The 21,280-nt window shown below is 58.1% G+C and carries 25 protein-coding genes and 1 tRNA gene; 7 read left to right on the forward strand and 19 right to left on the reverse strand.

Features of this window, described 5'->3' with window-relative positions; translation table 11 throughout:
- Positions 1 to 172: 172 nt before the first annotated feature.
- Together AAE029_RS17370 and AAE029_RS17375 are read left to right on the forward strand one after the other, a co-directional pair.
- Positions 173 to 1,168 carry an aldo/keto reductase gene (locus AAE029_RS17370; protein ID WP_371074110.1) on the forward strand — a complete coding sequence of 332 codons (996 nt, stop codon included), beginning with the start codon at positions 173 to 175 and terminating at the stop codon, positions 1,166 to 1,168.
- Between the two features lie 104 nt (positions 1,169 to 1,272).
- Entirely contained in the window at positions 1,273 to 1,434 is a 162-nt protein-coding gene (locus AAE029_RS17375) for an entericidin (RefSeq protein ID WP_371074111.1), read from the forward strand.
- Here AAE029_RS17375 and AAE029_RS17380 read toward each other — a convergent pair whose 3' ends face one another.
- The 3 genes from AAE029_RS17380 to AAE029_RS17390 form a co-directional block, all read right to left on the reverse strand.
- The gene (locus tag AAE029_RS17380; RefSeq protein ID WP_371074112.1) at positions 1,435 to 1,638 is read right to left on the reverse strand and encodes a hypothetical protein; all 204 of its coding nucleotides are present in this window, start codon (positions 1,636 to 1,638) and stop codon (positions 1,435 to 1,437) included.
- Between the two features lie 239 nt (positions 1,639 to 1,877).
- Positions 1,878 to 1,954 (reverse strand) — tRNA-Pro (locus tag AAE029_RS17385).
- Between the two features lie 96 nt (positions 1,955 to 2,050).
- On the reverse strand, positions 2,051 to 2,296 hold the full coding sequence (locus AAE029_RS17390; RefSeq protein ID WP_371074113.1) for a DUF982 domain-containing protein: 246 nt from the start codon (positions 2,294 to 2,296) through the stop codon (positions 2,051 to 2,053).
- Between the two features lie 183 nt (positions 2,297 to 2,479).
- Here AAE029_RS17390 and AAE029_RS17395 point away from each other — a divergent pair, with 183 nt between their 5' ends.
- Positions 2,480 to 2,683 carry a hypothetical protein gene (locus tag AAE029_RS17395; protein WP_371074114.1) on the forward strand — a complete coding sequence of 68 codons (204 nt, stop codon included), beginning with the start codon at positions 2,480 to 2,482 and terminating at the stop codon, positions 2,681 to 2,683.
- Positions 2,684 to 2,860: 177 nt separating this feature from the next.
- Here AAE029_RS17395 and AAE029_RS17400 read toward each other — a convergent pair whose 3' ends face one another.
- The 5 genes from AAE029_RS17400 to AAE029_RS17420 all read right to left on the reverse strand — a co-directional run bounded on the left by AAE029_RS17400 (position 2,861) and on the right by AAE029_RS17420 (position 8,017).
- Positions 2,861 to 3,154, reverse strand: coding sequence for a multiprotein-bridging factor 1 family protein (locus AAE029_RS17400; RefSeq protein ID WP_371074115.1), 294 nt, complete (start codon positions 3,152 to 3,154; stop codon positions 2,861 to 2,863).
- 233 nt (positions 3,155 to 3,387) lie between these two features.
- Positions 3,388 to 4,641 carry an O-antigen ligase family protein gene (locus AAE029_RS17405; RefSeq protein ID WP_371074116.1) on the reverse strand — a complete coding sequence of 418 codons (1,254 nt, stop codon included), beginning with the start codon at positions 4,639 to 4,641 and terminating at the stop codon, positions 3,388 to 3,390.
- Positions 4,638 to 6,206: an undecaprenyl-phosphate glucose phosphotransferase gene (locus AAE029_RS17410; RefSeq protein WP_371074117.1), complete on the reverse strand. Its 1,569-nt coding sequence runs from the start codon at positions 6,204 to 6,206 to the stop codon at positions 4,638 to 4,640. The genes AAE029_RS17405 and AAE029_RS17410 overlap by 4 nt, the downstream gene beginning before the upstream one ends.
- A gap of 77 nt (positions 6,207 to 6,283) precedes the next feature.
- The gene (locus tag AAE029_RS17415; protein WP_371074118.1) at positions 6,284 to 7,435 is read right to left on the reverse strand and encodes a glycosyltransferase family 4 protein; all 1,152 of its coding nucleotides are present in this window, start codon (positions 7,433 to 7,435) and stop codon (positions 6,284 to 6,286) included.
- A 6-nt stretch (positions 7,436 to 7,441) separates the two neighbouring features.
- A complete protein-coding gene (locus AAE029_RS17420) occupies positions 7,442 to 8,017 on the reverse strand; it encodes a polysaccharide biosynthesis/export family protein (protein ID WP_371074119.1) in 576 nt (191 codons plus the stop codon).
- Positions 8,018 to 8,260: 243 nt separating this feature from the next.
- On the opposite strand from AAE029_RS17420, the gene AAE029_RS17425 reads away from it, so the two are divergent.
- Positions 8,261 to 10,474 carry a GumC family protein gene (locus AAE029_RS17425; protein WP_371074120.1) on the forward strand — a complete coding sequence of 738 codons (2,214 nt, stop codon included), beginning with the start codon at positions 8,261 to 8,263 and terminating at the stop codon, positions 10,472 to 10,474.
- Positions 10,475 to 10,501: 27 nt separating this feature from the next.
- Here AAE029_RS17425 and AAE029_RS17430 read toward each other — a convergent pair whose 3' ends face one another.
- Entirely contained in the window at positions 10,502 to 11,740 is a 1,239-nt protein-coding gene (locus AAE029_RS17430) for a GNAT family N-acetyltransferase (RefSeq protein ID WP_371074121.1), read from the reverse strand.
- A 134-nt stretch (positions 11,741 to 11,874) separates the two neighbouring features.
- Entirely contained in the window at positions 11,875 to 12,081 is a 207-nt protein-coding gene (locus AAE029_RS17435) for a DUF2842 domain-containing protein (protein WP_371074122.1), read from the reverse strand.
- Positions 12,082 to 12,194: 113 nt separating this feature from the next.
- Here AAE029_RS17435 and AAE029_RS17440 point away from each other — a divergent pair, with 113 nt between their 5' ends.
- On the forward strand, positions 12,195 to 13,298 hold the full coding sequence (locus AAE029_RS17440; RefSeq protein ID WP_371074123.1) for a COX15/CtaA family protein: 1,104 nt from the start codon (positions 12,195 to 12,197) through the stop codon (positions 13,296 to 13,298).
- 17 nt (positions 13,299 to 13,315) lie between these two features.
- Here the strand turns inward: AAE029_RS17440 and AAE029_RS17445 are convergent, their stop codons facing one another.
- The 8 genes from AAE029_RS17445 to AAE029_RS17480 form a co-directional block, all read right to left on the reverse strand.
- Positions 13,316 to 13,795 (reverse strand): class I SAM-dependent methyltransferase, encoded by a 480-nt coding sequence (locus tag AAE029_RS17445; protein ID WP_371074124.1) that lies wholly within the window; start codon positions 13,793 to 13,795, stop codon positions 13,316 to 13,318.
- Positions 13,796 to 13,943: 148 nt separating this feature from the next.
- Positions 13,944 to 14,735, reverse strand: a complete 792-nt coding sequence (locus AAE029_RS17450; RefSeq protein ID WP_371074125.1) for a sulfite exporter TauE/SafE family protein — start codon at positions 14,733 to 14,735, stop codon at positions 13,944 to 13,946.
- A gap of 33 nt (positions 14,736 to 14,768) precedes the next feature.
- The gene (gene argC / locus AAE029_RS17455; protein ID WP_371074126.1) at positions 14,769 to 15,701 is read right to left on the reverse strand and encodes an N-acetyl-gamma-glutamyl-phosphate reductase; all 933 of its coding nucleotides are present in this window, start codon (positions 15,699 to 15,701) and stop codon (positions 14,769 to 14,771) included.
- An 82-nt stretch (positions 15,702 to 15,783) separates the two neighbouring features.
- Positions 15,784 to 16,737, reverse strand: coding sequence for an agmatinase (gene speB, locus AAE029_RS17460; RefSeq protein WP_371074127.1), 954 nt, complete (start codon positions 16,735 to 16,737; stop codon positions 15,784 to 15,786).
- A gap of 90 nt (positions 16,738 to 16,827) precedes the next feature.
- Positions 16,828 to 17,208, reverse strand: a complete 381-nt coding sequence (locus AAE029_RS17465; protein WP_371074128.1) for an antibiotic biosynthesis monooxygenase — start codon at positions 17,206 to 17,208, stop codon at positions 16,828 to 16,830.
- A gap of 148 nt (positions 17,209 to 17,356) precedes the next feature.
- Positions 17,357 to 17,827, reverse strand: coding sequence for a 30S ribosomal protein S9 (gene rpsI / locus AAE029_RS17470; protein ID WP_371074129.1), 471 nt, complete (start codon positions 17,825 to 17,827; stop codon positions 17,357 to 17,359).
- Between the two features lie 2 nt (positions 17,828 to 17,829).
- Positions 17,830 to 18,294 (reverse strand): 50S ribosomal protein L13, encoded by a 465-nt coding sequence (gene rplM / locus AAE029_RS17475; protein ID WP_371074130.1) that lies wholly within the window; start codon positions 18,292 to 18,294, stop codon positions 17,830 to 17,832.
- 228 nt (positions 18,295 to 18,522) lie between these two features.
- Entirely contained in the window at positions 18,523 to 18,957 is a 435-nt protein-coding gene (locus tag AAE029_RS17480; protein ID WP_371074131.1) for a PaaI family thioesterase, read from the reverse strand.
- 197 nt (positions 18,958 to 19,154) lie between these two features.
- Here AAE029_RS17480 and AAE029_RS17485 point away from each other — a divergent pair, with 197 nt between their 5' ends.
- Positions 19,155 to 19,988, forward strand: coding sequence for an enoyl-CoA hydratase (locus AAE029_RS17485; protein ID WP_371074132.1), 834 nt, complete (start codon positions 19,155 to 19,157; stop codon positions 19,986 to 19,988).
- A gap of 417 nt (positions 19,989 to 20,405) precedes the next feature.
- On the opposite strand, the gene AAE029_RS17490 is transcribed toward AAE029_RS17485, so the two are convergent.
- Positions 20,406 to 20,735, reverse strand: a complete 330-nt coding sequence (locus tag AAE029_RS17490) for a hypothetical protein (RefSeq protein WP_371074133.1) — start codon at positions 20,733 to 20,735, stop codon at positions 20,406 to 20,408.
- Between the two features lie 106 nt (positions 20,736 to 20,841).
- On the opposite strand from AAE029_RS17490, the gene AAE029_RS17495 reads away from it, so the two are divergent.
- A complete protein-coding gene (locus AAE029_RS17495) occupies positions 20,842 to 21,270 on the forward strand; it encodes a CoA-binding protein (protein WP_371074134.1) in 429 nt (142 codons plus the stop codon).
- Positions 21,271 to 21,280: the final 10 nt, after the last annotated feature.

Raw genomic sequence — 21,280 nt, forward strand, 5'->3', positions numbered from 1 at the left:
GCCGAAAGCGGTACGATCCTATTTGAAAGGAAATACAGGCGTGCCATTTGATCAGACCTTCCAGGAGACACGATCAACCTTGTCTGTTCCGGGATAAACGATTGATGAGAAAGTGCCGAGCGACGTTGTTTAGGTTGCTTTCAGCGGTTCAAAAAGATTTGAGGAGCTTTCGATGAAATATGTCAAATTTGGCCGTACGGGACTGACTGTTTCGCGCCTGTGCCTCGGAACTATGACCTTCGGCCTTCAGACCGAGGAAGCCGGCTCGCACGAAATCCTCGATAAAGCGGCGGATGCCGGCGTCACCTTCATCGACACGGCCGATGTCTATCCGCTCGGCGGCGGGGAAGAACTGGCTGGACGGACAGAGGAAATCATCGGTCGTTGGCTGAAGGGACGGCGTAATCGATTTGTCCTTGCGACCAAGGCGGTCGGAAAGGTCGGCCCATCACATTGGGACCGAGGCGCCTCACGCAAACATCTACTCGATGCCATCGACGCCTCGCTCCGGCGTCTCGGGACCGATCATGTGGATTTGTATCAGTTGCACTCCGACGATCCGGAAACCCCGATCGATGAAACGCTGGAGGCCCTGGATGTCATCGTGCGATCGGGCAAGGCCCGCTATATCGGTGTCTCGAACTTTCTGGCCTATCGGCTTGCGCGCGCATTGGGCCGTTCGGAATTGCTTCGGCTTGCCCGGTTCGTCTCGGTACAGCCGCGCTACAACCTTTTGTTCCGGCAAATCGAGCGTGAACTCCTGCCACTTGCGGCAGAAGAAGGGTTGGCGGTTATCCCCTATAACCCGCTTGCAGGTGGACTTTTGACAGGGAAGTACAACAAGGATCAGCCGCCCGCAGAAGGGCGCTTTACCGAAACCGTCGGAGCTGCCGGAGCGCTTTATCAGCAACGTTACTGGCACGAGCGCGAATTCGCGACGATCGAGAAGCTCAGATCCATTGCGCAGGAAGCCGGCCAATCGCTGATCAGGATTTCGGTCGCCTGGGTGCTTGCGAATCCTCAGATTACATCGGCGATAATAGGGGCAAGCCATGCCGGACAACTCGACGACACGATCGCTGCGGAAGACATGGACCTCGACGCGGCGCTGAAGGCAAAACTTGACGATGCCTCGGTGGAATACCGCTGGGGAGACGCCGCTCGTTAATGTTGCGCAAGAACGTGTAGCGCTTTTGCGGCATTATCACAGCGTTGAATTTCTTCAAGCGGGCATCATGTTTATAGGAAGTGATGGTTCATTGGGGGATGCTGATGTCAAAATTTGCAGTCGTTTTAGCGTGCCTGTCGCTGCTCACGCTTTCATCCTGTGGCAATACTGCCAGAGGTCTGAAACAGGATGGCGTGCAAACCAGCCACGCTTTGGATAATGCGACGCACAATGTGCTGTCCGCAGGCGCAGGCCGACGACGCTAGCTACTCGGCGGCGTCCAAAGCATCATAACGTTCAGACGCGCGCTGGATGCTGTCCAGACTGTTCATCAGCGTTACCATCTCGCACGCCTCCGTCCAGGGCATCCCCCTTAAGGGCGTTCCATCGATTTCGGCCAGTCTCATCGTCAAGCTGTCGACAACTTGCCATTTCGCCTCGTCGTCGCGTTTTAGGTTGTATCTGCGCACCCTTCCTACCTCCAACTGGCAGGGGACCTTAAACATAAGGGGCTAATTTTTGAAGTGCTAAAATCAGAAATCGCAAACGCAGAAGCGAATGACTGAGTGTGCTGAAGCGCTGGGAAATCTTTCGCAGGTTTTTCGGGACGTAATGTCCCATGATCAGCACTTTGTGTGCTCTTGTTCCGTTTACTGCTTGGCAGCCAGGAAGCGGAGAATAAAACAACCAGGGATATCAAGGAGATGAATGGTCGGGGCGACTGGACTTGAACCAGCGACCCCTTGACCCCCAGTCAAGTGCGCTACCGGGCTGCGCTACGCCCCGACCTGCCGAAACGGCCTGTTTGCATTAGACTTTCGATTTTCAGAGCGCAAGGGGAAAATGGCTTCCCCTGAATAAATCTCTCGCCGAGAAATGGTTTCAAACCAGAAGTCCGGCAATTCGCGCGGCGCGGACGAATGACATCTGCGCGCTTTTCGGACTTCTCAGGCCATCGAGTGCATCCAGGCAATGCTGGAAGGCGACGCGATATTCGCGTCCGCGGGTTGCCGGCCATTTCTTCAGAAATTCGACGGCGTCCCAGGCCGTAGAGATGATCGAACTGCGTCCTGCGGACTTCACCCGGACGGGTGCCGGAAAACTTTTGTTGCTCACGGTCACACTCATAGATTTTCGTAAAAACGGATATTAAAACGCGGGAGGTGCCGATTGGTTCCGTCAGCAAAAGTTGGCTTGCCAATTTTTTTTCGCCAAAGCATACTTCCATTCATCGTCGGCTATGGATAAGGCATTGGCGGGTGGAAGACGTGGTGTTTTCACTCCGACGGAAACGGTGGCACAAACTTGAGAATGTCAATTCATCCTCGTGATCTACCGTTGTTCTCGGACGACCTCGATCTTTTGCAGAGCGTGCTGGAGGGCATCTGCAAGGAGAGGGGAGTCCCGCTAAGGGGCCGGGAAGCGGAACGTCTCGGCGCGGTCATCATCCAGCTCTACAGACAGGGCGTGAAGGACGAGGCGAAATTGCTTGCCCTTGCCAAGGCCTATCTCTGATGTCTCTGCGGTGAGGTGCCGCCAATTAATTCGACATATGGAAAAGTGTGGGCGGCTTTCGGCCTACGTCCCGCTTAATCTTTGGAAGCGATCACGTTTACGATTTTGGGGCGATTTGGCCCAAAATCATCATGATTTAATCGCCTCTTTCTGACCAAACCGCCGCAACTTCTCGATCTAATCGTCATTGGCGGCGTTGAGGTTTTCCGGGCGGATGCCGTCATCGCTATCGTCCCGCGTCCTGAGCCGGATGCCGGGGCCGCCTTCATTCTGATTGCCGCTTGCAAGAAAGATGATGCCGCGTATTTCGAGTGCTGCCTTGATCGCGGACAGCGCTCCCGGCTCCTCTGTATGGCCGGCTTGTTCGATCATCCTTACTATGGCGGGGGAAAGATTGCTTGCAGCTGCAAGTTCCTCGAGGCTCAGACCGATCATGGCGCGAGCGCCGCGTATTTGTGCTCCTGTGATCATATTTCAATTCTAGCGCATGACCCTGAAAATCAGCAACGATTTTCGGAAAGGATTATGCGCCGAATCAGAATGATAGAGCGTCCAAAAGCCCGTTGCGTGAAAAGAGATTCATACGACAGGCTTTAGCTTATTGTTTTGATGCATGTCGTTGCAGCAAAGCCGCTGCACACTTTTGCGCGACATGCATTCGCCGACCGCTAGGACGCTCACATCTATCGCAGGCCGTGAGCTTCTCAAGGGGGAGATAACGGGACAATCTCCCTTTGTCGTAGACGATGGCGCCATTCGAGCGCCGCGCAACCCCAGATCACGCCAAGGAGCAGGTAGAAATGCCGCCAGTGGTCGGTATCGATGACGTTGCCGATGGCGGCATGGCCGATGATCGTGATCCAGGCGATTGCCAGATACGGTTGCCATGGCCGGTCCAGAAGCAGGTTCTTGAAGCCGATATACAGCGTCCAGCACAGCAACGTGATGTAGCTGACGAAGCCGAGCCAGCCGTAGGTGGTCAACGTCTTCAGCCAGACATTATGCTCGTCTTCTGGATACATGGTTCCGAAGACCATCGGGCCGATGCCGAGGGGGCGCTCCATAGACATCAGGAAACCCAGCCGATGCCTTTCGAAACGCCCGAGATGGCCGCCATCATAGTCCTGGACGAGTTCTGCGCGCGCCAGGAAGAGATTTCGGATCTGCTGGAATTGCAGGGCGATCACAAAAGCCACGATCATCAGGATCATCGCCGCTAACGCCAGGATAAGAATGCGCAATCGAAATGCGCCGCTACGCTCCTTGAGCAGCATGATGAAGATAAGAGCGACGACGCCGAACAGGAACAATGCCCATGCCGCGCGCGAGAACGACAGAAAGACGCCGAGCGCAAGGATGAGGAGGGCAACAGCCTTGAACGGCGCCTTTCTGAGGTCACCGGTCAAAATACCGTGCGTGAGATGAAGGCTGGGGGCGACCAGGAAGGGGCCGAAGACGTTCGGATCTTGAAACGCGCCCTTCGCGCGATCGTAAAGCGTGAAGACTGCCGCGCCGGGAAAGGCGTGGAAGTAACCGAGAATGCCGAGGCCGGAGGTTATGACCGCCGCCGCGACCCAGGCATTGAAGATCAGTTTCAAGCGATTGCCGTTATCCTCGATGATGGCTGCATAGAAGACCGATGACAACGCGAGAAAGGTCGACACCGCGATATACATGGGACCATCGGCGAGGTTCGTCATGGTCGTGAGCGAGAGCATGCCGCCGACATTGAAGGTGATGATGAGGCAGAGCAGGGGGGCGACGCTGCGCGAAATCTTCAGGCCGAGCAGGAACCAGAGCCCGATCAGGCCCGCCATCCACAACTCATAGGGGGCCGGTTCGTCGATAACGAAGCCCGAAAGAAAGACGCCGAAGGCGACTAAGGCCGATCCTATGAGCCGCATCGCAGCGCGATGCGGCCGGGCGACAGGAAGATAGGACTGGCCGATGGCGCTCAATAGGCATTTTCCGTGTTGAGCAGCCGGAACGGCGTCAGGAAAAGGATCTTCAGATCGAAGAGAAGGGACCAGTTCTCGATGTAGTAAAGATCGTAAGCCGTCCGGAACTTGATCTTCTCGTCGTTGTCGATCTCGCCGCGCCAGCCATTGATCTGCGCCCAGCCGGTCACGCCCGGTTTGACGCGATGGCGGGCGAAATAGCCCTCGACGATGTCTCCGTAAGCGCGATCCCGCGTCTGCGCCAGGACGGCATGCGGTCGAGGGCCGACAAGGGAGAGGTCCCCGAGCAATACGTTGAACAGCTGCGGCAGTTCGTCAATCGAGGATTTGCGGATGAAGCGGCCTACCGGTGTCACACGCGGATCGTTTTTGGTGACCGCATTGCGTGCCGTGTGGTCGCTCAAATGCGTATACATCGAGCGGAACTTGAAGACACGGATGATTTCGTTGTTGAAGCCGTGGCGCGCCTGCATGAAGAAGATCGGCCCCTTGGACGTGGCTTTGACGGCAATGGCCGTGCCGATCATGACTGGCCATAGCAGGGAGAGCGCCACAAGGCTGAAGAAAATGTCGAAGGCGCGCTTGGCGACGGAATCCCAGTCGCGAATGGGCTTGTGGAAAACGTCGAGCATCGGCACCGAGCCAACATGCGAATAGGCGCGCGGACGGAAGCGAAGCTTGTTGGCATGTGCGGCAATGCGGATGTCGACCGGCAGAACCCAGAGCTTCTTGAGCAGTTGCAAAATGCGTGCTTCCGCACTCAGCGGCAGCGAGATGATGAGCATGTCGATGCGCGTGAGGCGTGCGAATTCCACCAGTTCCGCGACTGTGCCCAGCTTTGGATATCCCGCGACGATGGCGGGGGATCGGCTTTCATTGCGGTCGTCGAAGATGCCGCAGATGCGGATATCGTTCTCGGGTTGCTGCTCGAGGACGCGGATTAGATCCTTGGCCGGCTGACCGCCGCCGACGATCACTGCGCGGCGCTCCATGATGCCGTTACGCGTCCAGTGGCGCATGCCGTAGGCGAAAAGCATGCGCTCGGCCAGCAGAAAGACCGCGCCGGCGATAAACCATGCCGAGGACATTAGGAGCATCTGTCCATAGTCGCCTGCCGCCGTCAGCCAGACAAAGAAAACAGTCACGGCAAAGGAGGCTGCCCAGGAGAGCAGGATTCGGTGGCCGATGCGCAAAGGCATGCGAAGTGAAGGGATCAGATAGGTATCGGAGATCTGAAGGATGAGAATTGCGGATGCCGCGCTACAAAGCGTGAGGAAGGCTCGCATCGGAATCAAGGCTTCGCTTGCGTAAAAGTAGAGGATTGCAAGACCAATTGCTGAAAGCGAAACGAACTCGAACAGACGCAACTGCCCGATAACGATCGAGGGCGAACGACTGCCGTCACGAAATTGCTCGGCGATCTGCCGCGCGAAGGGATTGAGCTGTCCTTCCACTGCGTCAGGTGATGTGGCCTGACTAGTCTCCGTCTCCTGCTTGTGGACGTCGGAAACCCGCTTGCGTATGGATTCTACGTCGAACAGTTCGTTCTTCTCGATCTTGTTCATAGGGTCTTTGATCCGCTCGCTACTGGAATTCCCAGTAGCAGAAAGGCCCTAAGAAACATTTACGACGATTGCCGCCGTTACGGCCGTGCCGCCGCCGGAACAAGCTCGTAGTACAATTTCAGCACATCGCGGGCCATCACCGATGCGGAAAAAACCGACCGGACCCAGTCCGGCTTCGGCATGATCCTGTCGTGCCAGCCGGGCGTGCTGACGGCTTCCGCCATCACCCGTGCCAGATCGCCGGAATCATTGGGATTGGCAAGTGCTGCGCTGTCCTTGCCGAGCACTTCCGGAATGCCGCCCACGCGCGAGGCGATGACCGTCTTCTCGGCCGCAAGCGCCTCGAGAACGATGTAGGGCATGGCCTCGGCGCGCGACGGCACGACGACGTTCTGCGACATGGCAAAGGCCTCCTGAACCCGCATTGGTGGAAGCATTCTGATGCGCTGTCCTAGCCCGCGCTCCACCATCATGTCGCGATATTTCTGCTGATCCGGTCCGTCCCCGATCATGAGGGCGGATAAGGGACGGCCAAGCTGCCGTTCGGCCTTCGCGAAGGCGTCGACAAAGAGATCAGGCCCCTTCAGATCTCGCATCATCCCGACATAGACGAAATGAACCGCGTCCGAACGCGTGGGAATGGCTCGGAAATCCTTTTCGCCAATGCCGTTGTAGACCAGCCGCGTTTTCGTCCGCGGTTTGCCAACCTTGCGTTCATAGGTCTGGCGCTCGAAATCGCAGATGAAGACGAGAGCGTCCGTCAAATATTCTTGCAAGCGTTCCGTTCGAAAAATGAACTGCCCTGACAGTGTGGCTGGCGAATAGTGCAGGCTGCCCCCATGGGCGGTATAGAGGCGAGCTACGCGATACCTGTTGACCCGCAGAGCTGAGCCGATAAAACGCGCGAGCACGCCGCCCTTGGCGCCGTGCCCATGCAGAATATCCGGCCGCAAACTTTTGATGTGATTGTAACTTTTCCAGATGGCGCCGAGATCTGACGGGCTGATCGAACGCCCGATCGGCAATCGCGTGAGCCCGAGTGAGAGGTGTGGACGGATGTCGTCGAAGAGCCGGTCCTCGTGGACTCCCCCGGTACTGCTGTCGCACAGGATCCCGACCTCATGACCTGCCTTGCTGTGCTCTTCGGCAAGATCGCGCACGTGGCGAAATATCCCGCCAACGGGCGATCTGAAGCAGTGCAGGATCCGGAGAGGGCGCAGTTGCGTCATCGATGATCAGAACAGCCGTTCGCGCACGTAGATCGTGTCGCCTGCCAGGATCGGATCCGAAATTCGTACTCGTCCGGTCATGACCTGACCGTTGAGTTTGCGCGTCACGTCGACATTGCCCTGGTAGCCGCGGCTCGTATAGCCGCCGGCGACGGCGATGGCGTTCTGCACGGTCATGCCGGGCACGTAGGAATATTGACCGGGCTGGCCGACTTCGCCCATGATGAAGACGGAGCGGTAGCGATCGACATCGATGGTAACGTCCGGATCGCGAAGATAGCCCTGCTTGAGTTTCTGAGCGATTTGCCCGGAGAGCTGCTGCAGGGTCCGACCTCGCGCCGGCACCTGCCCGATGAGCGGGAATGCGATATAACCCGCCTGATCGATCGTATAGGTATTGGTGAGACCCGGCTGGTCGAACACCGTAACGCGCAAACGGTCGCCGCTATCCAGCGTATAGGGCTGTATCGTAGCCGCGCTAAAGGCTTTCGGAGCGGGCTGATAGGTTGTGCAGCCGCCGAGCGCAGCCATTGCGGCAGCAATGTTCAGGGCCAGAACGATTTTTGGCTTTGCAAGGGGCATCCGCGCTCACCGGAAGACGAAATCACTTGGGCGTTGTTATCGATCCGTTAGGGTTAACGGCCGGTAAAAGGACCTGCGAAATTTTACAGCCATAAGGAGAGAAGCCGTCTTTACATAAAAAGTGAGCGGGATGCCGCGCGAAAACCGCGTGCACTCTTCGGCATCCCGCGCTGGATGTGGGTGATTAACGCTTGGGTTACCATAGTCGTTTACGCTGGCTCCATCTTTGTTTTGGAGTGCGTTATGGCCGGCGTAAGCAGCAATCGAGAAGATGTGGACATCGATCTGGGGCAGCTTGTGAGGGCGGTCTGGCAGCGCTGGCCGAGAGTTCTTGCTGCGACAGCCATCGGTGCGGCCGTTGCTTTTGCGGCGACGAAGATGATTGCGCCGGAATATAAGAGCGAGACCCGTATCCTGATCGAGCCACGCGCTCCCGCTTTTGCCAACACGCAGCCGCAGGGTGACGCCGGGCAGGGGCCGCTTCTGGACGAGCTCAATATCGTAAGCCAGGTGCAGATCCTGCAATCGGCGGATCTGATCAAGCAGGTGATCGGCAATCTCAAGCTCTACGAGCTGCCGGAATTCGATCCCGCCATCAAGTCCTCCGCGCTTTCCGATATTCTGGTCAAGCTCGGATTGAAGAGAAACCCGCGGGATACCCAGCCGGAAGAGCGGGTGCTCAACACCTTCATGGAGAAGCTGCAGGTCTATCAGGTCACTGGTTCGCGCGTCATCGGCATCAGCTTCACGTCCAATGATCCGAAGCTTGCCGCCGCGGTTCCCAATGCGATGGCAAACGTCTATCTTTCTATCCAGAGTGGTGCAAAGCTCGACTCCAATTCTGAAGCGACACGCTGGCTGGAGCCCGAAATCGCAAGTCTTCGTCAGAAGGTAAGCGACGCGGAAAAGAAGGTCGCGGAATATCGTGCCTCTCACGGACTTTTGCCGACCAGCAACGGCGCGACGTTCCCAACCCAGCAATTGAACGATATCTCCACCGAGCTCGCCCGAGTGCGCGGCGAAAAGGCGAATGCCGAAGCGCGCGCCGGAGCCGTACGCAACGCGCTCTCTTCCGGCCACTCCGCCGATACTCTTCCCGATATCGTCGCTTCGCAATCGATCCAACGGCTGAAGGCGACGGAGTCGGGGCTGGAATCGCAGATTTCGGATCTTTCGACGACCATGCTCGAGGGACATCCACGGCTGAAGAGCCTGCGCGCCCAGCTTGCGGATATCCGTTCGCAGATCAAGCGCGAAACCCAGAAGATATTGGCGAGCCTCGAAAACGAAGCGAAGGTCGCCGATCTGCGCGAGCAGCAGATCCTGCAGCAGTCGAACACGCTGAAGGCCAACAGCGCCCAGGCCGGCGAGGATCAGGTCGGGTTGAATGCACTGGAGCGGGAGGCCGCGGCCGAACGGCAGCTTCTCGAGACCTATCTGGCGCGCTATCGGGAAGCCGCCTCGCGTGCCGACAAGGACTCAAGCCCTGCCGATGCCCGCATCGTCTCTCGGGCGTCGCAACCGGCAGACCCCAATTTCCCGAAGGTTATCCCGATCGTGATCGTCGTTTCGGTTGCGACCTTCATCATGAGCGCAATCATTATCATGCTGGCGGAGCTCTTCAGCGGTCGAGCCCTTCGGCCGGTTGCAGAAACGGCTCCCGCCACGCTGATTGCAGAGCTGACGCCTGCCGCAGGGCTCGCCGCCCCTGCGCTTGATGAGGGAGTGCCGGCCAAGATACCTGCAAGCGAGACCACCGTTTCATGGGGCGAAAATCCGCAGCAAGAGGCGGCCGATCCCGTCGAACTCGAATCTATTGGCGAAGATGAGCAGCGGGTCGGGTTGGTGGACGAGGACGAATCCGATGACTATTCCATCGAGGCGGTGACCGCGCACCTGATGGAAGGTGAAAACAGGGTCGCCACCGTCATTTCACCGACCGGTGACGACGGTTCCGCTGCAACCGTGACGCTGGCGCGCATGCTGGCGGATGCCGGTCGACGGACGATACTGGTCGACATGACGATCTCCGGCTATCCGACACGGCTGATGTCGGACGTACAAGGCAGCGCCGGCATAACCGATCTGCTCTGCGGCGAGGCTGCCTTTACAGATACCATCCATGGTGACCGGCTTTCCGACGCGCATTTCGTTCCACAGGGCAGAAGCGATATCCGGCGCGCCATGCGGGGTGCCGATCGCCTCCTGCTCATTCTGGATGCCTTCGCGACCGCCTATGACGTGGTGCTGGTCGAATGTGGAGCGGCCGATATTGAAGGGATTGCCCGTCTGACCAGGAACAGGGAGACCGACATCATCCTGTCGATGCCGACAATAGAAGAGCGTCAGTTCGTCTCTTCGATGACTGCATTTGAAAAGGCAGGCCTCGAACGGGTTATACTGATGTCCGGCGCTGACGATCAGATTGCTGTTGCGGGTGGTCGTTACGCAGCGTGATCCCAATACTCACCCCGGAGCGCTGCGCTACCGGCCTGATGCCCGCCGGCGCTGGATGAAGGAATAGATACGCGGATTCTTCTTGATGAAAATCTTCGCCCGCGTCGTCGCCCTCTGCGCCAAAGCAGCCAGATGTCCGCGTGGCGATATCGGCAGGATGACGTCATGATGAACTGTTTCGACCGGGCACCATGAGCGCTTATAGAGCTGGTCGCCGATGCCGAAGTCGAAAAGCGCCACACTCTCCTGATGCAAATGCGAGATGATCAGCCAGAACAGGAATTCACCCGGGCTCGTGTCGGGAACGAGCGTCTGGTCGATCGATGCGAACTGGCATATGACATGGCCGCCCTTGCGCGATAACGCTGCGATAGCCACGATACTGCCGGCATGCTCGCCTTTGAGACGCAAGGCATGCAGTCCGAGCGGCATGTAATTGTCATTTCGTACGTCGACGTCGAGCAGAAGGTGGAAAAAGGCACGCTCCTTCGGCTCATCGAAGACGTCCGGCAGGCCGAGCGCCTTGAAGCGAACCGCCTTCTGACGGAAAAAGACATCAAGAAGAGCGTGCTGCTCATCGGCGGCGGCGATCACATGCTCGTAGCCGCCGATGGCTTCGAGCCGCCTCGACTGGACGCGGAATTTCTTGCGCCGCCCCTTGGCGTTCACCTGTTTCAGCGTCGCCTCGAAATTCTCCAGAAAAGGCAGTTGGAAGGCGTGGTTCTGGTTCTCGATCGCAGGCAAGGCGGATAGAGGGCTTTCCCGACCGCGCCAGTTCAGCGCCAGCTTTTCGAGAAGGATCAGATCAGCGGTGCCTTTCAGCGCATCGACAATCCGTGTCCTGAGTTCGGTCGAGGAAAGGGCGGACGCCGCCTTCAGAAACTCAGCGGAGAACAGCCCCGTATTGATATTGCTGTGACCGCTCGCGATGAAACGGGCGATCCTGCCCATCCTGCCGCCGACAATTTCCATTGGCAGGATGAACAGGGTCTTTTCATCGCATACCCCCCGCAGTATCGCGAGCGGGTAACCGTGGGTCTTTGTCCATGCAGAGCACCAGTCATAGCTTTGATGAAGAGAGCAAAAGTCGTCGCTTTCGAGCGAGCGCCAATCCGCCTCCAGCGGCTCCATGGCGTTGAACAAGTCGATCCGCAATTCGCCAGCCGCAGGCTCCACGGCAACGGCGGATTGCAGAAGGGCAGCGGCCGGCAGTGCGCTCCCTTGATCAGGCCGTCCTATCTGGAAGTCCAGTTTCTGCGCACGCACAGGGTCTCTCTCCGGTCAGCAACGTCGGAGGGGAAGTTAGGATCAAAGACCGTAATTTGGTGTAAACCAGAAGCCTGTGGGGACCTTTTCCGCCAATCAGGGTTATTGCGCCGTTAACGGGCCGAACAGTCTCATTATTGCTTCGGCCCAGCCATCCATTTGATGATGACCATTGCGGGCAGGATCCACAGCAGGCCGCTCAGCAAGAAATAGAGGAGATGCCCCCACCACGGGGCGTTCCCGAGCGTCGCCACCGCGATCGTATTTGCCAGCAGCGCATAGAAGAGCACGAGGAAGATGATGAGGATCGTGCCGATGAATTTGCGAAGGCGAACGGGCATCGGATATCTTTCGAGTGAAGCGCAGGTAACCGCCGCGACGGCATGCCGCAAAGGTTTAGGGCTTGTTTTGCATGAGGCTGTGAGGCAAATCAACAGCCGACAAAGGAGCAATCATGGCGGTCGCGAACATCACGACGGAAGAGGCGGTACTGAACGAGGTGGCGCGCCAGGCGCGCAATCGGCGGGCCGTGCGGATCTGGCTCGCTTTCGTGCTGCTTTCGCTCTTCTGTCTCGTGCTCGTCGGCGGCGCCACGCGGCTGACCAACTCCGGCCTTTCGATCACCGAATGGCAGCCGATCCACGGGGTCATTCCTCCGCTCAGCGCCGCGGAGTGGGAGGAGGAGTTCAAGCTCTATCAACGCATTCCGGAATATCAGCAGATCAACAGCGGCATGACGATCGATGAGTTCAAGGGGATCTTCTGGTGGGAGTGGGCGCATCGGCTGATCGCCCGCGGCATCGGCGTGATCTTCGCGCTGCCGCTTCTTGTCTTCTGGCTCACCGGTCGCATAGAGCGCAGCCTCAGAATGCCGCTTCTCGGTATCCTGCTCCTCGGCGGCTTCCAGGGGGCCGTGGGATGGTGGATGGTGTCTTCCGGGCTTTCGGTCAGAACCGACGTCAGTCAATATCGGCTGGCGACGCACCTTATCATCGCATGCCTGATTTTTGCCTCCTGCATGTGGATCATGCGTGCCCTCTCGCCGCATTCCGCGGATCCCGCTCCGGCAAAAAGCTCGAAGTCGATGGCCGCCGCCATCGCGGCGCTGACTTTGTTCCAGATCTATTTGGGTGCCCTGGTCGCAGGCCTTGATGCGGGCTTTTCCTACAATACATGGCCGCTGATGGACGGCGCCGTCATACCCTCCGACCTCTTCATTCAAACGCCCGCCTGGATCAATCTCTTCGAGAACCCAAAGACGGTGCAGTTCGTCCACAGGATCGGCGCCTATGTGCTTTTCGCCGTCGTTCTGGTCAACATGATCGTGTCGCTTCGTCGTGCGCCGCAAACCACCCATGCGCGTCGCTCCGTCGTGCTTTTCGCGCTGGTCACGCTTCAGGCCGCGATAGGCGTTACCACGCTCGTCCTGCAGGTGCCGCTGCACTGGGCTTTGCTGCACCAGGCGGGCGCGCTTGTCGTCTTTGGCTTCGCCGTCGCGAACTGGCGCGGCTTCTACGGCGAATATCCACATGCCACGCTCATCGCGAAAAGGGATTGAAGCAGATCCGGGTAGGATCATTCCTTCCGATAAAGGAAATATCGGCCTTCATCGACAGTCGGAAGCCTGGGCAATTCGATCAGGCGATCGTGTTGCAAGTCCAGTCCGCTTGCGACGAAGCCACCCGTTGCGACCATCGCTTGGACACGTTCGGGCAGCCACCCGCGGATGAACGCATCTCTTTCCGGATATCCGGTTCCGATATCGACATGCGCGAGTGCTGCCTTACATCCGGCCATTGCCACGGTCGTCTCACGGATGTCGCCGAGCACCGTGTCCGCCGGTTTCGGTAGGCATGTCGTGTGCGCGCCGACCGCGCGGTCGAAGGCGATGATGCGGCGGTCAGGAAAGAGAAATTTCAGATGGCTGTAGGTGCGGCCGTTGCCGAGCCCGATTTCAAGCACCGGACCCGGCGGCAGATCGCCTCTTGCCGCGACGTGGTTGAGGATATCCCTTTGCGCGGTCAGGCGGCTGATGAATTCATCGAGGCGCGTCATTGTGGAGACCATAGCGCACAACTTTGACTATCGGAATCGATTTTCGTGTTGGACTAAAGCCTGTCGCGTGAAAAGAGATTCACGCATTCATACATGTCGTTGCCGCAAAAACCGCTGCACATTTTTGCGCGACATGCATTAGGGTCACTCAGCGCAGAAATCCGTCAAGCATCGGCATGCCGATGATCGCCGCCGAGCCGATGAGGACATAGCACATCGCGCGGAAGGTGGATTCCTTCGCCAGTCCGAAGAGTAGTGAGCCACCGTAAAGGCCTGCTGCATAGCTCGGCAGGATGATCAGTGTGAGCGCGAAGACAGCCTCGACAAAAAGGCCGCCGACATAATAGCTGATGGCGCTGAAGAGGGAAGAAATTGCAAAATAGAGAACAATATTTGCCCTGACGACGGCCACCGGGCTCTTGCCGCCCAGCCAGTAGGCGACAACCGGCGGTCCCCCGAGCTGTGCTGCTCCGCTGAACAGGCCGGCGATGAAGCCGACGCCTGTGCCGAGCGGTGCGGACGGTTGGCCATGATAGCGCCATCCCGAGATCAGCAGGGCCAGCAGGACGGCGGCGATGATCGTGATGATCCATCTCAGAAGCAGGGGATCCATGAGAGCCAGCGCGGCCGTGCCGGCGGGAACGCCGATAGCCGCGCCGACGACCATCGTAAAGACCTCGCGTCGGTTTGCGCTTCGCCATGCGCCAGGAATCATGCCAATCGTCGCAAGGCTGTCGATGACAAGCAATACGGGTGAAATTAACTTCGGTCCGACGATGGCACCCCCAAGCGGGATGAAGATGAGTGCCGCTCCAAAACCCGAAAATCCGCGCGCGAGCCCTGCGACAAACGCAAAGAGAATAAGCGCATAGACGCCGTGATCAGGCAGGGACGACCAAAATCGCTCGCTCAGATCTGCAATGAGAGCGTCCAGCGTCATTCGATGAAACTCCGGCCCGAAACGTTGGAAGGCTTAGGAGGCGAGCATCAGATCCATGTTCTGGACCGCAGCGCCCGAGGCGCCCTTGCCGAGATTGTCGAGCAGGGCAACCAGATTGACCTGCGAGGCTCCCGGCTTTCCGAAGACGAACAGCTTCATCGTGTCCTTGCCGGCAAGCTCAACCGCATCGACGCGGGCCAGCGCATGGCTTTCTTCGAGCGGTACGACTGTCACGATGCCCTGGCCAGCGTAATGCGCTGTCAGCGCCGCATGGATGCTTTCAAGCGTGGTACCTTCGGCAAGATCGTCGAGATGGAGCGGTACCTGTACGATCATGCCCTGCGGGAACCTGCCGACCGACGGCGAAAAGATTGGCGCCCGGTCGAGGAGGCCGTGCGTCGTCATTTCCGGCACATGTTTATGAGTGAGCGTCAATCCGTAAAGGAAATGCGGTGCGGTGATAGGATCCGCATGATCCGGATTTTCCATCTGTGCGATCATCTGCTTGCCCCCGCCGGTATAGCCGGAGACGGCATTGATGGTGACCGGATAGCCGTCCGGCAGGATGCCGGCGGCACGAAGTGGCCGGATAAGGCCGATCGCGCCCGTCGGATAGCAACCGGGATTGGCGACGAAGCGGGCGGACCTGATCCGGTCCGCCTGTTCCTTGTCCATTTCTGCGAAGCCATAGGCCCAGCCTGGATTGACACGGAAGGCAGTGGACGTGTCGATCACGCGGACATTGTTGTTGCCGGCGACCATCTGCACGGCTTCCTTCGAGGCATCGTCGGGCAGGCAGAGGATGGCGATGTCGGCGCTGTTCAGCATGTCCTCGCGCATGGCGGCATTGCGCCGCTCGGCTTCCGGAATCGACAGAAGTTCGACATCGCTGCGGCCGGCCATGCGCGTGCGGATCTGCAAGCCCGTGGTTCCGTGTTCGCCATCGATGAAGATCTTCGGTGCCATGTTTCTTTCTCGCGTTTTCAACGTGTTGGAAGGTTTTCCGGAATCAGTCTGCCATGAAGTTGATTCAAAATGATAACGGTGCTCAAGACGCCGCCGCACGCCTTTCGGCGTGAAGTCCCAGCATATACATCGCGACCGTGGCCCCTGCAATGGCGGTGATGTCGGCATGATCGTAGGGCGGAGAGACCTCGACGATGTCGGCGCCGCGAATGTCGAGTTGGTGCAACCGCTGCAAAACCGAAAGGATCTTTGCGCTCGACGGGCCGCCGGAGACTGGCGTGCCGGTGCCCGGAGCATAGGCCGGGTCGAGACAGTCGATGTCGAAGGTGAGATAAGCGGGAGCGCCCTTGGTGTGCGAGATGATCGCCGAGGCGATATCGGCAGCGCTCATATCCTCGACCTGATGGCCGTGAAGGATATGGAGGCCGAAATCGTCCGGCGCATGGGTGCGTATGCCGATTTGGATCGAGCGGTCGGGATCGATGATGCCGTCACGGACTGCGCGAGCAACGAAGGAACCGTGATCGATGCGCCGGTCGTCATCGAACCAGGTATCCTGGTGCGCATCGAACTGGACGAGGGCGAGGGGGCCGTGTTTGGCAGCATGAGCCTTCAATAGAGGCCAGGTGACGTAATGGTCGCCGCCGAGCGTCAGGAGGAAGGCGCCGCTGTCGAGAAGCGTGTTGGCCTGGCGCTCGATGGTGGCAGGCGTTTCGTGATGGTTGCCATAGTCGAGCAGGCAGTCGCCGTAATCGATGACTGCCATTTCCGCAAAGAGATCGCGATTGAAGGGATATTGGGGATCATTGTCGAAGATCGCTGAGGCGCGCCGGATCGCCTGCGGACCGAAACGTGTGCCGGGCCGGTTTGAAGTGGCCGCGTCGAAGGGTATGCCCCAGACAACGACGTCGGCTCCGGTGAGGTCCTTGGTGAACCTGCGACGCATGAAGGAAAGCGCGCCGGCAAACGTCGGATCGCCGGCGGCAGAGGTAAGGCTCGTTGCCATGAAGGCATGATCAATCGATTTGTTCGCCAAGGGATGCTCCTTCGCTTAGAGCGGGATGCCGAAAAGTGTGTGCGGTTTTCGGGCGACATCCCGCTCCAACTTTTTGATTGAGAGGCGGATTCAGATTTCAGGTCGAATCGACCTGGAATCATCCGACTCTAGGGTGAAACCGTAGTCGCGTTCTACCCGTGCAATGCGAACCTTGTATTGCGCGTACCAGCGCTCGCGCCCGAGGCGCTGCGCGGCCAAATGATCCACGACCTGCTTCCAGGCTCTGAGGCTCTCCTCGTCCGCCCAGAAGGAATTGGTTATGCCGAAGCCGTCTGGGTCGCGAGCGCTTTCGACGCCGAGACAGCCTGGTTGTTGAAGGGCCAGCTTCACCATTTTCTCGGCCATCGCACCATATCCATTGTCGCCCTCCGTCCTGAGGGAGGAGAAAGCGACGACGTAATAGGGCGGAGTAGGCGTTCCGGCCAGGCGGGATGAGGAATGCTCTGACATGCTTGGTCCTCCGATGGGAGTGGTGACCTAACCAATGCAGCGAATGTAGGAAAACCGCAAAAGAAAAAGGCCGAGCAAGAAGCCCGGCCTTCGTGGTTCCCTTGGCAGGAAGCGATTAATGCTTCGAGAACTGCGCCCCCATAACGCTTTAGCGTTTGGAGAACTGGAAAGAGCGGCGGGCCTTGGCCTTACCGTACTTCTTACGCTCGACGACGCGGCTGTCGCGGGTGAGGAAGCCGCCCTTCTTCAGCACCGAGCGCAGGCCCGGCTCGAAGTAGGTCAGAGCTTTGGAGAGGCCGTGGCGAACGGCACCGGCCTGGCCGGAAAGGCCGCCGCCGGCAACGGTCGCGACGATGTCGAACTGACCGTCACGCGCTGCAGCGACGATCGGCTGGCGCAGGATCATCTGCAGGACTGGACGGGCGAAATAAGCCGTGAAGTCCTTGCCGTTGACGGTGATCTTGCCGGAGCCGGCCTTGACCCAAACACGGGCGACGGCGTCCTTGCGCTTGCCGGTCGCATAGGAGCGGCCAAGCGAGTCGACCTTGCGGACGTGAACCGGCTGGGCGGCCGCTTCGGTAGTCGTGCCGAGATCCTTAAGGGAGGAGAGATCAGCCATTATCAGGCGCTCCTTACGTTCTTTTTGTTCAGCTTGGCGACGTCGAGGACGGTCGGCTGCTGTGCTTCATGAGGATGGTTGGAGCCGGCATAGACGCGCAGGTTCTTCATCTGGCGGCGGCCGAGCGGGCCGCGCGGAACCATGCGCTCAACGGCCTTCTCGATGACGCGCTCCGGGAAACGGCCTTCGATGATCTGGCGAGCGGTGCGCTCCTTGATGCCGCCGGCATAGCCGGTGTGCCAGTAGTAGACCTTGTCGGAATACTTCTTGCCGGTGAAAACGACCTTTTCGGCATTGATGACGATGACGTTGTCGCCGTCGTCAACGTGGGGCGTGAAGGTTGCCTTGTGCTTGCCGCGCAGACGCATGGCGATGATGGAAGCGAGACGGCCAACGACGAGCCCTTCGGCATCGATGACGACCCACTTCTTCTCCACCTCTGCAGGCTTCTGGGAGAAGGTTGCCATAATAATTCTCTCTCTTGAACCCTTGGCCCGTAGGCTGGCAAGGGCGTTTCTTGTTGCTTGGATTGACGGCCCAAAGACACGTCAAAAAGAAAGCAGCCCCGAAAGGCTGCAATCTGGCGCGGCTTATAAAGAGGAAGCAAAGAGAGGTCAAGACGATCGGTTTGGATGGCCTGAAAAAGAAGAAAGGAAAATCAATAGGTTATGTCTGTGGTGCGATAATACCACATTTTATTTCGGCGGAATTGAATAGGTTGCTGTAGCGTGCGCCACCAAATCCTCGCCGTTATCCTGATAAATTGACGCTTCGATCACGGCAAGGCGCTTACCGAGTTTGAGGATCCGGCAGCTGCAACTGAGTGGCGCCGGGCGGGGCAGGCGCAGGAAATTGATGGTGAGATTGGTTGTCACCGCAAGCGCCACGGGGCCGATATGGGAAAGCACGGCGACATAGGCGCCGACATCGGCGAACGTGAAAAGGGTAGGGCCGGAGACGGTGCCGCCCGGCCGCAGATGGCGATCCGAAGGATCGAGCCGCATGACGATGCGCCCCGGCTCGATCGCAGTTACGGTGAAGTTGCGGCCGTCGGTGTGGATCTGCGGGAAATCTGTCTCGAGAAACGCATGGATCTCGTCGATTGTCATCACCGGCGTTATCTCTGGCATTCTCCCAAGGCTGCGATATTTTCTGGCTCTAGAGTCGGATGATTTCAGGTCGAATCGACCTGAAATCTGAATCCGCCTCTACATAAAAAGTCAGTAGCGCGATGTCGCCCGAAAACCGCGTACACTTTTCGGCATGCCGCTAGTGAGCCGCTTCGTGCAAAAGCTTTAGCACAAATGCCGCAATGGGGGAGTTAAGCATGGCTGAAGTCGTTTCCTTCAAGAAAGAGGCTGGTAAGGAAGGCGAGGTTAGACCTCTGGCTTCCGAATTTCGTGATGGCGTGCTTCGGCTCACGCTCAACAATCCACCTGCCAATGCCCTGTCGAGCGAGGTGATGGCGGCTCTGATCGCGAGGCTGGAAAAGGCTGGGTTGGACGCTCAGATACGGACCGTCGTCATCGCCTCGACGGGAAATGTGTTTTCCGCAGGCCATGACCTGAAGGAGATGACCGCCCATCGCGCCGATGAGGACGGCGGTCGGCTTTTCTTTGAAAAGACGTTCCGTCTCTGCGCCGAACTGATGCTGAAGATCACGCAACTGCCGAAGCCGGTGATTGCCGAGATCGATGGACTTGCCACCGCCGCCGGCTGCCAGCTTGTCGCCTCTTGCGATCTTGCCATCTGCACGGATACCTCGACCTTCTGCACGCCGGGCGTCAATATTGGCCTCTTCTGTTCGACGCCCATGGTCGCGGTCTCCCGCGCGGCCCATCGCAAGCAGGCGATGGAAATGCTTTTGACCGGCGAGACGATCGACGCTTCGACCGCCAAGGATTTCGGCCTCGTCAATCGCATCGTGCCGAAGCAGTATCTGACCCAGGTCGTGAACAAATATGCTTCCGTGATTGCGTCGAAATCGCCGTTGACGCTGAAGATTGGCAAGGAGGCCTTTTACCGTCAGATCGATATGGCGGTAGAGGACGCCTATGACTATGCGGCGCGGACCATGGTCGAAAACATGCTGACCAGTGATGCGGAAGAGGGCATTGCTGCCTTCCTCGGCAAGCGCCACCCGCAGTGGAAAGGGGAATAGAGCGGCAGAGGTAGGAGCCATCCGTGGCTAGAATAATAAGGTTGTCTGCATCGCCGATGCTTTGCAGGGTGTGCGACGTGCATTCCGAAGATTTATCCGCTGTAGTTGCTGTTTGTTGCTATTCCTTTTGATAGCTTTTCTTAATCGAGTGATCAATTTTTAAGCTTGAAATTAAGCTGCACTAAATACGTTCACTTTGTGAATTAAACTCAACTATGAGATGTTTCTAATGAATGGATGAACAAAATGTAAACCTACGGAGAACATTCGTAGGTATCGGCGTCGCTGGCCAGCAGAGGGCAAACATGCCGACGTGCGCAGCCCGAAGCTCGGCGACTACACGGTCGTAATCCGTCAAATGCCCGTGGCTGTGCCCACATGTACGACCGGCCGAAGTTATGCAATGCGAGATTGCGATCAAAGACTGTTGCGCGGTAAAATAAACAGGTCGTCGACATTGTCCCTGTTCTGGCAATTGAGAACTGGACAATTCGGATCGTCACGGGTCGGTATATAGGTCCAAGCCGCGTAGCTCTTGCCGTCGCAATAATAGTTGTCACGCACGTAGCGGTCGAACCGCGTCATGCCCTTTACCCTCTTTGAAGGGTAGCGGAAAACGACCGCGCCTTCATTGCGGATAGCGTTGCGGGCCTCCGCGCAGGTCAGCGTCATGGGGTTGTAGCGTGATATTGCAAAAGCTGGCGATGCGGCCAGGATCAGGGCCAAACCGAATGCAATTCTTTTCATTTCAGCCACCTTTTATATGTCCGTTATTATATACGCTGAATTGGTTCCGCAGTTTCAGCGAAATCACGCAAAAACGGAGTTGTGATCGACTCGGAAGGAAGAACGCATGAATCACGATCGCTACGATGACGACTACCTGGCAGGGATCCTGCACTCCGTAAAGTCGATAGCGCTTCTTGGTGCCTCTCCCAATCCGGCAAGGCCAAGCAACGGCGTGATGGGATATCTTCTGGGGCGCGGCTATGACGTCATCCCGGTCAATCCCGGTCAGGCCGGCAAGGAGATCCATGGGCAAAAGGTCTATGCGCGGCTTGCCGACATTCCGGGCAAGATCGACATGGTCGATGTCTTCCGCGCATCGCAATATCTGCCTGATATCGTAGACGAAGTATTGGCCCTGCCGTCGTTGCCGAGCGTGATCTGGTCACAGCTCGGAGTGCGGGACGATGCAGCCGCGGCCAAGGCGGAGGCGGCCGGAGTAAGCGTCGTCATGAACCGTTGCCCGGCGATCGAATATCCGCGCCTGATCGCCTGAAGACCGGGAA

Source organism: Sinorhizobium sp. CB7 (assembly GCF_041357635.1).
GTDB lineage: Bacteria > Pseudomonadota > Alphaproteobacteria > Rhizobiales > Rhizobiaceae > Rhizobium.

Excerpts from the sequence above, each read along its gene's own strand:
- AAE029_RS17370 (WP_371074110.1), top strand. The coding sequence starts at position 173 with ATGAAATATGTCAAATTTGGCCGTACGGGACTGACTGTTTCGCGCCTG.
- AAE029_RS17375 (WP_371074111.1), top strand. The coding sequence starts at position 1,273 with ATGTCAAAATTTGCAGTCGTTTTAGCGTGCCTGTCGCTGCTCACGCTT.
- AAE029_RS17390 (WP_371074113.1), bottom strand. The coding sequence starts at position 2,296 with ATGAGTGTGACCGTGAGCAACAAAAGTTTTCCGGCACCCGTCCGGGTG.
- AAE029_RS17395 (WP_371074114.1), top strand. The coding sequence starts at position 2,480 with ATGTCAATTCATCCTCGTGATCTACCGTTGTTCTCGGACGACCTCGAT.
- AAE029_RS17400 (WP_371074115.1), bottom strand. The coding sequence starts at position 3,154 with ATGATCACAGGAGCACAAATACGCGGCGCTCGCGCCATGATCGGTCTG.
- AAE029_RS17410 (WP_371074117.1), bottom strand. The coding sequence starts at position 6,206 with ATGAACAAGATCGAGAAGAACGAACTGTTCGACGTAGAATCCATACGC.
- AAE029_RS17415 (WP_371074118.1), bottom strand. The coding sequence starts at position 7,435 with ATGACGCAACTGCGCCCTCTCCGGATCCTGCACTGCTTCAGATCGCCC.
- AAE029_RS17420 (WP_371074119.1), bottom strand. The coding sequence starts at position 8,017 with ATGCCCCTTGCAAAGCCAAAAATCGTTCTGGCCCTGAACATTGCTGCC.
- AAE029_RS17425 (WP_371074120.1), top strand. The coding sequence starts at position 8,261 with ATGGCCGGCGTAAGCAGCAATCGAGAAGATGTGGACATCGATCTGGGG.
- AAE029_RS17435 (WP_371074122.1), bottom strand. The coding sequence starts at position 12,081 with ATGCCCGTTCGCCTTCGCAAATTCATCGGCACGATCCTCATCATCTTC.
- AAE029_RS17440 (WP_371074123.1), top strand. The coding sequence starts at position 12,195 with ATGGCGGTCGCGAACATCACGACGGAAGAGGCGGTACTGAACGAGGTG.
- AAE029_RS17445 (WP_371074124.1), bottom strand. The coding sequence starts at position 13,795 with ATGACGCGCCTCGATGAATTCATCAGCCGCCTGACCGCGCAAAGGGAT.
- AAE029_RS17450 (WP_371074125.1), bottom strand. The coding sequence starts at position 14,735 with ATGACGCTGGACGCTCTCATTGCAGATCTGAGCGAGCGATTTTGGTCG.
- argC (WP_371074126.1), bottom strand. The coding sequence starts at position 15,701 with ATGGCACCGAAGATCTTCATCGATGGCGAACACGGAACCACGGGCTTG.
- AAE029_RS17465 (WP_371074128.1), bottom strand. The coding sequence starts at position 17,208 with ATGTCAGAGCATTCCTCATCCCGCCTGGCCGGAACGCCTACTCCGCCC.
- rpsI (WP_371074129.1), bottom strand. The coding sequence starts at position 17,827 with ATGGCTGATCTCTCCTCCCTTAAGGATCTCGGCACGACTACCGAAGCG.
- rplM (WP_371074130.1), bottom strand. The coding sequence starts at position 18,294 with ATGGCAACCTTCTCCCAGAAGCCTGCAGAGGTGGAGAAGAAGTGGGTC.
- AAE029_RS17480 (WP_371074131.1), bottom strand. The coding sequence starts at position 18,957 with ATGCCAGAGATAACGCCGGTGATGACAATCGACGAGATCCATGCGTTT.
- AAE029_RS17485 (WP_371074132.1), top strand. The coding sequence starts at position 19,155 with ATGGCTGAAGTCGTTTCCTTCAAGAAAGAGGCTGGTAAGGAAGGCGAG.
- AAE029_RS17490 (WP_371074133.1), bottom strand. The coding sequence starts at position 20,735 with ATGAAAAGAATTGCATTCGGTTTGGCCCTGATCCTGGCCGCATCGCCA.
- AAE029_RS17495 (WP_371074134.1), top strand. The coding sequence starts at position 20,842 with ATGAATCACGATCGCTACGATGACGACTACCTGGCAGGGATCCTGCAC.